The organism is Vibrio sp. E150_018, from assembly GCF_053544035.1.
Genome location: NZ_JBHGNY010000014.1, coordinates 86,598 through 95,510, shown reverse-complemented (window position 1 = coordinate 95,510; position 8,913 = coordinate 86,598). Strand labels below are relative to the sequence as shown.

At 40.9% G+C, this 8,913-nt stretch carries 7 protein-coding genes and 1 pseudogene; 6 read left to right on the top strand and 2 right to left on the bottom strand.

Annotated features, from left to right (window positions below; translation table 11 throughout):
* Nucleotides 1-119: 119 nt before the first annotated feature.
* The 5 genes and pseudogenes from ACE3G9_RS13405 to ACE3G9_RS13385 form a co-directional block, all read left to right on the top strand.
* Nucleotides 120-791: pseudogene (locus ACE3G9_RS13405) on the top strand (ABC transporter permease subunit); the annotation flags it as partial.
* A 67-nt stretch (nucleotides 792-858) separates the two neighbouring features.
* Nucleotides 859-2,706, top strand: a complete 1,848-nt coding sequence (locus ACE3G9_RS13400) for an extracellular solute-binding protein (protein ID WP_449219388.1) — start codon at nucleotides 859-861, stop codon at nucleotides 2,704-2,706.
* 182 nt (nucleotides 2,707-2,888) lie between these two features.
* Nucleotides 2,889-3,917 (top strand): ABC transporter ATP-binding protein, encoded by a 1,029-nt coding sequence (locus ACE3G9_RS13395; protein ID WP_417879337.1) that lies wholly within the window; start codon nucleotides 2,889-2,891, stop codon nucleotides 3,915-3,917.
* Complete coding sequence (locus ACE3G9_RS13390; RefSeq protein WP_417879336.1) at nucleotides 3,914-4,909, top strand: ABC transporter ATP-binding protein; 996 nt, start codon at nucleotides 3,914-3,916, stop codon at nucleotides 4,907-4,909. The genes ACE3G9_RS13395 and ACE3G9_RS13390 overlap by 4 nt, the downstream gene beginning before the upstream one ends.
* A gap of 14 nt (nucleotides 4,910-4,923) precedes the next feature.
* The gene (locus tag ACE3G9_RS13385) at nucleotides 4,924-5,322 is read left to right on the top strand and encodes an MliC family protein (protein ID WP_417879335.1); all 399 of its coding nucleotides are present in this window, start codon (nucleotides 4,924-4,926) and stop codon (nucleotides 5,320-5,322) included.
* Between the two features lie 75 nt (nucleotides 5,323-5,397).
* On the opposite strand, the gene ACE3G9_RS13380 is transcribed toward ACE3G9_RS13385, so the two are convergent.
* A complete protein-coding gene (locus ACE3G9_RS13380) occupies nucleotides 5,398-6,000 on the bottom strand; it encodes a YitT family protein (protein WP_449219390.1) in 603 nt (200 codons plus the stop codon).
* 389 nt (nucleotides 6,001-6,389) lie between these two features.
* On the opposite strand from ACE3G9_RS13380, the gene glyA reads away from it, so the two are divergent.
* A complete protein-coding gene (gene glyA, locus ACE3G9_RS13375) occupies nucleotides 6,390-7,640 on the top strand; it encodes a serine hydroxymethyltransferase (RefSeq protein ID WP_417879334.1) in 1,251 nt (416 codons plus the stop codon).
* A gap of 465 nt (nucleotides 7,641-8,105) precedes the next feature.
* On the opposite strand, the gene ACE3G9_RS13370 is transcribed toward glyA, so the two are convergent.
* Nucleotides 8,106-8,435: a hypothetical protein gene (locus tag ACE3G9_RS13370; protein ID WP_417879333.1), complete on the bottom strand. Its 330-nt coding sequence runs from the start codon at nucleotides 8,433-8,435 to the stop codon at nucleotides 8,106-8,108.
* Nucleotides 8,436-8,913: the final 478 nt, after the last annotated feature.

The window sequence follows — 8,913 nt, the reverse complement described above, 5'->3', positions numbered from 1 at the left end:
GACATCAGTGTAAATAGCTTCTAAATTAATCATGCCCAAGTCCTTGCGATTGATAGTTCTAGATAAACGATCTGATCGCGACTTGGGCATTTAGTTCATTTCTTATCCGCAGCTCAGGTTATTTAGGAACCGATACTATAGGACGGGATATTCTCGCTCGCCTGTTATATGGTTTTAGAATTGCCATGGGCTTTGCGCTGTTAACTATGGCGGTTTCGTATGCGATTGGCGTCACCGTTGGTTGTGTGATGGGATTTTTGGGCGGTAAGTTTGACCTTTTGTTTCAGCGGTTTATCGAGATTTGGTCCATGGTGCCGTTTTTGTATGTGATTATGATCTTAGTCTCCATTATGCAACCCAGCTTTATGCTATTTACCTTTATCAATGTATTGTTTGGTTGGATGGGCATGACTTGGTACATGCGAACCATGACGTATAAAGAAAAGGCGCGGGAATATACGCTGGCTGCGAAAGCATTAGGTGCCTCAAATTGGCGAATTTTATTTCATCATATTTTGCCCAATACTATGGTGATGATAGTCACGTTGGCACCTTTTACCATCGTCGCTAATATCACAGCATTAACCGCATTAGATTACTTAGGGCTAGGCTTGATGCCTCCGACACCGAGTTGGGGGGAATTGTTGCAGCAAGGTAAGTCTAATCTCGATGCACCTTGGATTGCGATTTCTGTGGTGACGGCAATTGTATCCGTATTGATTATGGTGACATTTATTGGTGAAGCCATTCGTGAAGCCTTTGATCCTAAACGCTTTACTAAGTATGTGTAAAATATAATATCCCCAAAGTATTTCTGAATCTTGAAGTTACCTGGGTATAAATGTTTAAGGAAAAACAATGATAATACCGACTAAATTACGCTTATTATGGTTGTGTGGAGTATCATTAACTGTGGCGTTTTCCAGTAGTTTCGCTCATGCTGCTCAATTGCCCGATAACTTAGATTGGCAGACCAATCATAACGATCCTATTTTTGCCTCACCTGAAGCTAAATTTGGTGGTATTTATCACACTTACATAGCGAGTTTTCCGCAAACTTTCCGCACCGTCGGCCCTGATGCTAATGGTGGTTTTGCCTCTTGGACTCGTTCTACGATGGCGCTGCTAGATAGGCATCCTAATACTGATAATTGGCTACCATCGATTGCCACTTCTTGGGCATTTTCAGATGATCATAAAACGGTCTATTTCAAGCTTGATCCAAAAGCGAAATGGAGTGATGGAAAGCCGGTTACTGCCAAAGACTTCATTTTTATTCTGCAAATGATGCGCTCTAAAGACATCGTCGCGCCTTGGTACAACGACTTTTACACCAAGGAAGTCAGTAATGTGATTGCCTATGATGATCACACTATCGCAGTGGTTTCCGGTAAACCAAGAAATCCCGATGAGTTGATGGATTATGTCAACCTGTCACCGATTCCTGCCCATTTTTATGCGAACCCTCGTAAAGATGAAAATGGCGATGGCATTGCGGATGATTTTGTTCGTCGTTATAACTTCAAGCCTGCGCCAACCGTAGGCCCGTATTACATTGATGATATTGATAAAGGCAAAGCGGTTAGTTTTAAGCATGTGAAAGACTGGTGGGGCTACAGCAATAAGTACTATCAACATCGTTTTAACGTTGAAAAAATCAGTATCAAAGTGATTCGAGACCCGGATATTGCATTTAAGTATTTTGAAAAAGGGCAGCTAGATTCATTTGCTTTGGTGCGTCCTACTCTTTGGCATGATAAAGCAGTAGGCGAAAACTACGATAAAGGCTATATCCATAAAGCGTGGGCATTTAATCAAGCGCCAGTTGGGGCGGGAGGTATTTGGTTGAATACCGCGATGCCAATGTTAGATGATATTAATGTACGTCAAGGCTTAATGCATGCTATGGATTATGACGGCATGTTGGATAAAATTCTGCGTAATGATTATGTGCGTAAAAATAACCCAATGGGCAGCGGGCATGGCGAGTATGACCAATCGGATATTAACGCGCCTAAATTTGATCCTAAATTAGCGGCTTCGTTCTTTGAAAAAGCCGGCTTTACTCAAATTGGCCCAGATGGTATCCGCCAAAATGATAAAGGTCAGCGACTGAGCTTTGCTGTGACCTACGCCACGCCAGCACATACTCCACGCATTGCGTATTTACGTGAGCAGGCCAAATTGGCCGGTTTGGACTTAACGCTTAATCTGATCGATGGTTCCAGCATGTTTAAGTATGTGCTTGAGAAAAAACATCAATTGTCATTTCATGATATGTCAGCCTCACGTATTCCGGTGTACTGGCAGTATTTCTCCTCTGAATTTGCCAATAAACCGCAAAACAACAACTTCACTAACTACAGCTCACCTGAACTGGATAAGTTAATTGAGTTTTATCGTAATGAATTTGATTTAACCAATAAGCATCAACTATCTCGTCAAATACAACAGAAAATCGATGAGGCTAAAGTGGTGATCCCGGGCTACAGCGTTCCTTATGCGCGTGAGGGATATTGGCGTTGGATGAAGTTACCAAAAGAAATGGCGACTAAACAAACCGAGGCGTTATTTTATCCTTCAGGTTTTGTTGGCAGTTTAGGTACTTTCTGGATCGATCAAGACGCAAAAAAAGAAACCAAAGACGCGATGGATTCAGGTAAAGCGTTTGAGCAAGTGACGATTGTTGATGAGAAATATAGATAGATAAGAGAGCGCTGGGCTTCTAGTCGCAAACCCTAGATAACCGAAGGTGTTTTCGTAACTCGAATCTCGGGCGTTTCACTTCTCGTTTATCGATACGTTGCTTGGATATTATCTTTTTTTAGTAACGACTAGCGAAGCGGCCGAGCGACGAGAACCGAACAAAGTTTAATCATGGATGCCAAATGACACTAAAGCCAGTTTTAACCATTACCGATTTATGCACTGAATTTGAAACCGATAATGGTCAAGTTCGTGTGCTTGATGGCGTGACTTTCCATGTGCCAAAAGGAAAAACCATCGGCCTAGTCGGAGAGTCTGGTTGCGGTAAAAGTGTTACGGCAATGTCGATAATGGGGTTACTACCAAAACCTTTTGGTCAAATAGTCTCGGGAAGTATTGAATACGCTCATCAAGACAAGGTTGATGACTTAGCGAAACTTCCTGCTGAACAAATGTATCAAATGCGTGGCAATGCCATTTCAATGATATTTCAAGATCCTATGACGGCGCTGAATCCCGTTCATACCATTGGTAAGCAATTGATGGAAGTCTATCAATTACATCAACCTACATTAAAGAAAAAACAGCGTTATCAATTGTCACTCGAAATGCTAGAAAAAGTCGGTATTCCTTCACCAAAACAGCGCATGTTGGAATTTCCGCATCAATTATCAGGCGGGATGCGTCAGCGTGTAATGATTGCGATTGCCTTAGCGTGTAAACCAGACGTGTTGATTTGTGATGAACCGACTACGGCGCTCGATGTGACGGTACAGGCGCAAATTTTAGATTTGATGAAGTCCCTGCAACAAGAAACCGGTATGTCGATTATCTTCATCACCCATGACTTGGGCGTGGTTGCCGAAATTTGCGACCAAGTGGTGGTGATGTATGCCGGGAAAGTGGTTGAACAAGCGGATGTGTTTGAATTGTTCGATTACCCAAGTCATCCATACACGCAAGGCTTATTAGTTTCTATGCCGAATAGTCTGTCGATTCCAAAAGCTATTTTGCCAACTATTGAAGGCTCGGTGCCCAATCTTAATAACATGCCAGAGGGGTGTCGTTTTGCCTCACGTTGTCCTTATCAACAAGAGAAATGCTTGCAGCAAGATCCTGTTTTAGAAATGAAAAATGCTGAACACCAAATTAGCTGCCACTTCTGGTCTGATTTACGCATTAAAGATAAGCGTCAGGAGTCAGTAATATGAGTGAATTAATTAGGATTAAAAATCTTAAGCAATACTTTCATTCAGGAAAAGGCTTGCTGAAAAAAGGCCATACCGTTTATGCGGTTGATGATGTTTCTCTAGTGGTTAATAAGGGAGAAACCTTGGGCATCGTGGGGGAATCAGGTTGCGGAAAAAGCACCCTAGGCCGAAGTTTGTTGCGTTTATATGAGCCGACTAGCGGACAAATTTTATTTGAAGGTCAAGATATTTGTCAGCTTGATAACAAAGCAATGCGCTCTTTACGCCAAGAAATGCAGATGGTGTTTCAAGATCCTACGGAATCATTAAACCCTCGTCATACTGTAGGGATGATTTTGCAAGAACCATTCTTGATTCATAAGTTGGGTAGTGAAGCAGAAAGAAAACAATGGGTATCAGAATTACTAGTAAAAGTCGGCTTAATGCCAGATGCGGCAGAGCGTTACCCTCATGAGTTTTCTGGTGGGCAGAAACAAAGGATTGGTATTGCACGCGCGATTGCATTAAAGCCGAAACTAGTAGTGTGCGATGAGTCAGTGTCTGCATTAGATGTTTCAGTTCAAGCGCAAATACTCAATTTGCTGCTTGAGCTACAAAAAGAAATGGAGCTGACGTTAATTTTTATCGCTCATGATTTATCGGTAATTCGTCATATATCCGATAAAATTGCTGTGATGTACCTAGGCCAAATTGTCGAGTATGGCGAGGCGCAAAAGGTTTATCAGTATCCGAAACATCCCTATACTCAGTCTTTGTTATCCGCGATTCCAATTACTCACCCTAAATACAGAAATGCCAAACTTAGATTGGAAGAGCAAGGTATTGGTGAGCGAATGTTATTAAAAGGGGATATTCCATCACCGATCGATAGGCCTCAAGGTTGTCGCTTTGCTTCACGTTGTCCTAAAGTCATGCCAGAATGCCAGCAACAACCTATCTTGATGGAAGATGAAGATTCACATCACTCTGTTTCGTGCTTTTTATATAATTAATTGGATGGTGATTTATGATATGCGGTAAGTCGTTTTTATTTGCAGTGCTTTCAATTGCATTACTGTCAGGTTGTACCACGGTTGAAGAGCAACCAAGTTCAGATAATATCGCGACAACCACTTTAGTGGATGGGGTTAAGGTAACGAGTGTTGTTTATAAATGTCGAACTGACCAGTCAGAAAGTGAGTTGCAAGGTAAGTTTGAAAAGCCTTTCTTAGTTGAATTCTTCGGTCAAGAACAAGTCATGTTGGTTGAACGTTCGGGGTCTTATTTACTGATAAATGTGAAGTCAGCATCAGGAAGCAAATATGTCTCAGTTGATGGCATGCAAACGTTTTGGGAAAAAGGTGACGAAGCTACCATTACTTTAAATAATGAAACCTTCACGGATTGCTTTAAAGTTAAAGAATAAAAATGATGAAACTAAAAAAGGGTCGTTGAACCCTTGTTGTCATTATGATTTAGGTCGTTTTTGGTTTAGATTCATTTATTGTTGGTATCTAACAGTATAACGAGTTGGCTTATGGTTCATTGCTAATGTGATGTTTAATACCATCGCGCCGAGTACGGAAAGGGCAATAGTCCAACTAGATACAAAAAACAGTGATGCAATCACAATACTGCAATCGAGCAACATTTGAGTTTTACCAACAGAAATTCCGGTTTTATCTTGGATTAATAAACAGATGACATTAAAGCCACCTAAGCTTGAACGATGACGAAATAAGATCAGCATGCCAATACCAATTAATAAGCCACCGGCTACCGAACTAAAAATCTCATTGATCTTGCTTAAAACGATAACATTATGTAGTTGATCGGCAAAAATAGCGACTAATGCGCCACAGATTAGACTATTAACCGCAAAGGCTTTGCCAAAGCGTAGCCAAGCTAAAGCATAAAAGGGTAGGTTAATAAAAAAATATAGGGTGCCAAAGGATAAAGTGGAAAGCTGGCTCAGTAATAGCGCCAATCCTGTTGTGCCACCAGTGATGAGTTGTGCTGAGGATAGGAAATACACCCCTAATGCTACTAAAAAACTGCCGACTAATAGTGCAATCCCATCTTCTCGTTTTGTGTGTTTTTCCATCATTGAAATAGTTTTTTTGTCCATAATTAACAAAATAGTAATGAATGAAGTGTAATTATGGTAGTTATGGGGGAAAATTAAGGTTAAGGGATTGTATTTGAATGTTTACGAAAATGTAAACTCATTATGAGCACTGTACACTATGAAAGGAAAATGATGGAAATCTGTTCACCATTACTTTTCTTCAACCTAAATGTTAAGCTTTTGCATACAGAAAGTTGAGATTGCTACTTTCTGATATGGAGCAAATTAGGTAGAATACTACCCATCAAAAACAGCAACGAAAACGTTTGCTTTGTGTCGTTGACTGTATTTTTACGAAACTTACCGTTTTTATGGACCTTTCGGGTTTTTTAGGACTTTCAGATAATCTGAACCAGGAGATACAAATGCTTAAGCGTGATATGAACATTGCGGATTACGATGCGGATCTTTTTACCGCAATTCAGGAAGAAACTCTTCGTCAAGAAGAGCACATTGAGCTTATCGCTTCAGAAAACTACACTAGCCCACGTGTAATGGAAGCCCAAGGTTCTCAGCTAACCAATAAATACGCAGAAGGTTACCCAGGTAAGCGTTATTACGGTGGTTGTGAGTACGTTGATAAAGTAGAAACTCTTGCTATTGAACGTGCTTGTGAATTATTCGGCGCAGAATATGCAAACGTACAGCCTCACTCTGGTTCTCAAGCGAATAACGCCGTTTATATGGCACTACTAAATGCTGGCGATACCGTATTAGGTATGAGCCTAGCACACGGTGGCCACTTAACGCACGGTTCTCCAGTAAACTTCTCTGGCAAGCTTTATAACATCATTCCTTATGGTATTGATGAAGCGGGCCAAATCAACTACGAAGAAATGGAAGCGTTAGCGGTTGAGCACAAGCCTAAGATGATCATCGGTGGTTTCTCAGCCTACTCTCAAGTATGTGATTGGGCACGTATGCGTGAAATTGCAGACAAAGTTGGTGCTTACTTATTCGTTGATATGGCGCACGTTGCAGGTTTGATTGCTGCTGGTGTTTATCCGAATCCAGTACCTCATGCTCACGTAGTGACGACAACTACTCATAAAACGCTTGCTGGCCCACGTGGTGGTTTAATTCTTTCTAATGAAGGTGAAGAGCTTTATAAGAAACTAAACTCAGCGGTATTCCCTGGTGGTCAAGGTGGTCCTCTAATGCACGTAATCGCAGCAAAAGCGGTTGCTTTTAAAGAAGCACTGGAGCCTGAGTTTAAAGAATACCAAGCGCGCGTTGTTGCGAATGCTAAAGCGATGGTTGCTGAGTTTATCGCTCGCGGTTACAACATCGTTTCTGGTTCAACAGAAAACCATTTATTCCTTGTTGATCTAATCGACAAAGACATTACTGGTAAAGAAGCCGATGCGGCTCTAGGTTCAGCTAATATCACGGTAAACAAAAACTCAGTACCAAACGATCCACGTAGCCCATTTGTGACTTCTGGTATCCGTGTCGGTTCTCCATCAATCACTCGTCGTGGCTTTACAGAAGAAGACGCGAAGAATCTAGCTGGCTGGATGTGTGACATTCTAGATAACATGGGTGATGAGTCTGTGATTGAAGCAACGAAAGCAAAAGTATTAGAAATCTGTAAACGTAAACCAGTTTACGCATAATATTTCTTCATAAAAAAGAGCGATTTCTGCGTCAGAGGTACTCATTTACTAGCGTAAACTCCGTGCCTCTTTCTTGAACTAGCTCTTTTTATTTTGAAATATATTTAGTGGTAAAACAGTTTATAGCGGCGTCAGGTAAGAGCCGAACATCGTGACTCGAATCTAGAGCGCTTCGCTGCTCGAAAAAGATAAAAACCCAGTCAGACATGGCTGGGTTTTGTTTTTTAAAAGAATAATATAGCTTTATTGTCTCTAGTTCCTAGTTCCTAGTTCCTATACCTGTCATCTTTGAGGAGCCTAAGCGATATCGAGGATCTACATTCAATGCGTGCTAAATAAAAAAGCCTCAGTTTGAACATTCAAACTGAGGCTTTAAAATTTTCTCGAAACTCGAAACTCGAAACTCGAAACTCGAAACTCGAAACTCGAAACTCGAAACTCGAAACTCGAAACTCGAAACTGAATTTAGTCGTTTTTGTTAATGCTGATCATCGAGCCAGACTTACATTTGAACATGTAGTAACGAGAGCTTTCGTTAAATTGGCCTAGACCTTCACCTGAACAGTAAGAAGCATTTAGATTACGCATGGTGTCTAAAGTTTTCGCGTTGTCCATTGCAAACTTAGAGCCGTCAGCACAAACGATACGAACTTTACCATCATCACTAGTAGAGAATATTTTCACTTCAGTGTTACATAGTTCAAAAGATGCATCTAAGTAGTTATCTTCTTGTGTGGTGCTTGAACAACCTGATAAGGCCAATACTAGCAACCCTGCTAATCCTACATATTTCATATTGTTACTTCCTATATTTATCCGTGGAGATAATAACCGGATCAAAATGTGAATGATTGTGAGCGCATACAATAGGAGCTAGGCAATCACTGAAACTGTTATACCCAAGTAACCTCAAGATGCAAGTTTCAGCAAGAATAAAACAAGCTATAGGCAAGGCAAATGGAATATAATCATAGTTATTCTATCTTTGTTCAATTTAACGCCGCATAACGCTTGTTTTAACTTGCCCTTCGGGAGCGTCATCCAAACCTCTTCTTTTTATAAGAGATAGACCGCGTTGCTTACATTCCTTCGCCAATCTTTCTTGCCTAAAGGTCTGGATGATAGCTCTGAATTTTGCATCTTGAGTTCACTTGGGTATACGTAATTGTAACCTTATCGTTAACTTTGCTCAACTTAGGGGGAAATTTATTCGATAATGATGAACCGACCCTCGCGGTATAGTCGCTAAGCCTAGTGATTTCGGATAAACTAA